Origin of the sequence: Azospirillum sp. TSO22-1, assembly GCF_003116015.1 — a bacterium.
Taxonomy (GTDB): Bacteria; Pseudomonadota; Alphaproteobacteria; order Azospirillales; family Azospirillaceae; genus Azospirillum.
Genome location: NZ_LGQZ01000178.1, coordinates 1 through 2,042, shown reverse-complemented (window position 1 = coordinate 2,042; position 2,042 = coordinate 1). Strand labels below are relative to the sequence as shown.

At 69.7% G+C, this 2,042-nt stretch carries 1 protein-coding gene; it reads left to right on the top strand.

The genetic code is table 11. From position 1 onward, the window contains the following. A partial coding sequence (locus tag TSO221_RS32480; protein ID WP_109122608.1) for an MMPL family transporter occupies window positions 1-2,042 on the top strand: 2,042 nt, incomplete at both ends.

The following is a 2,042-nucleotide window of genomic DNA, read 5'->3' as shown; positions in this document are numbered from 1 at the left end:
TTCCTCGGCTGGCACGCGGTTCAGCTCCGGCCGATGGCGAGCTTCGAGAAGATGGTGCCGGCCAAGCATCCCTACGTGGCGAACTACCTGGCCTACGAGAGCCAGCTGCGCCCGCTCAACAACCTCGTGCGCATCGCCGTCGAGACCACCAAAGGCGACATCTACGACGCGGCCTTCCTCGACACCCTGAAGCGGATCACCGACGAGGTCTTCTACATCCCCGGCGTCGATCGCGGAAACCTGCAGTCGCTGTGGACGTCCAACGTCCAGTGGTACGAGGTCACCGAGGACGGCCTGCGCTCCGGCACCGTCATCCCCTCCAGCTTCGACGGCTCGCCCGAGCGCGTCCGCGAGGTCCGCGCCAACGTCGTGCGCTCCAACCGCATCGGCAGCCTGGTGGCCACCGACCACCGCTCCGCCGCCGTCCTCGCCCCGCTGCTCGAAGTGGACCCGCAGACCGGCGCCAAGCTCGACTACGGCCTGTTCGCCAAGCGCCTGGAGACCCTGGTCCGCGACAAGTACCAGTCCGACACCGTCCGCATCCACATCACCGGCTTCGCCAAGATCGTCGGCGACCTCATCGACGGCATCACCGACATCGCCGCCTTCTTCGCGCTGACCTTCGCGCTGACCACGGTCCTGCTGTACTGGTATTCGCGCTGCTGGCGCGGCACGCTGTCCACCCTGTTCTGCTGCTCGCTGGCGGTGGTCTGGCAGTTGGGCATCCTCGACCTGCTGGGCCTGGGGCTCGATCCCTACTCGGTGCTGGTGCCCTTCCTCACCTTCGCCATCGGCGTCAGCCACGCCGTGCAGAACATCAACACCATGGCCGCCGAGCGCGCCGCCGGCCGGCCGGTCCTGGAGGCCGCCCGGGCCACCTTCCGGCTGCTGTTCATCCCCGGCACCATCGCCCTGGTGTGCGACGCGGTCGGCTTCTCGACGCTGATGGTCATCGACATCGGCGTCATCCAGGAACTCGCCGTCAACGCCTCCATCGGCGTCGCGGTGATCATCGTCACCAAGATGTTCCTGCTCCCCGTGATCATGTCCTACGCCGGCCCCACGGCGCGCGCCGTCGAGCACCACCGCCGCCGCATGCGCCCGGAGCGCCAGGGCCTCAGCCGGGCGCTGGCGCGCTTCGCCGAGCCGCGCTGGGCGGCCGCGGCGGTCGGCTGCGGGCTGGCGCTGCTGGCGGTGGCCGTCGTGCAGGGCCGCGACCTGAAGATCGGCGACCTCGACCCCGGGGCGCCGGAGCTGCGGCGGGACTCGCGCTACAACCGCGACGTCCAGTTCTTCCTGACGCACTACTCGACCAGCCCGGACGTCTTCGCGGTGATCGTGCGCACGCCGGCGGGCGAGTGCGGCTCCTACCCGGTGGCCGCCAAGGTGGACCAGCTGCAATGGCGCCTGGAGAACGTGGCCGGGGTGGAGGCGTCGAGTTCGCTGTTCGGGCCGATGAAGCGGGCCATCGCCGGGACCAACGGCGGCGACCTGCGCTGGTCGGCGCTGACGCGCAACCGCTACATCTCGAACGCGGCGCACAAGCGGGTGCCGGCGGAGTTCTACAACCCCGACTGCTCGATGCTGCCGGTGCTGCTGTTCCTGGCCGACCACAAGGCGGAGACGCTGACGCGGGTCGCGGCGGCGGTGGAGGCCTTCGCCCGGGAGCATGACGGCGACGGGGTGGCGTTCCTGCTGGCGGCCGGCAACGCCGGCATCGAGGCGGCGACCAACAGCGTGATCCAGCGCTCGGAGGCGTTCATGCTGGCGCTGGTGTACGGGATCGTGGCGCTGCTGGTGCTGTGGGAGTTCAAGTCGTGGCGGGTGACGGTGGCGCTGATGGTGCCGCTGTTCGTCACCTCGATGCTGTGCGAGGCGCTGATGGCGCGGCTCGGGGTGGGGGTGAAGGTGGCGACGCTGCCGGTGGTGGCGCTGGGCGTCGGCATCGGCGTGGACTACGGCATCTACATCTACAACCGGCTGGAGCAGTTCCTGGAGCGCGGCCTGAGCCTGCGCGAGGCGTACGTCGAGACGCTGAAGAC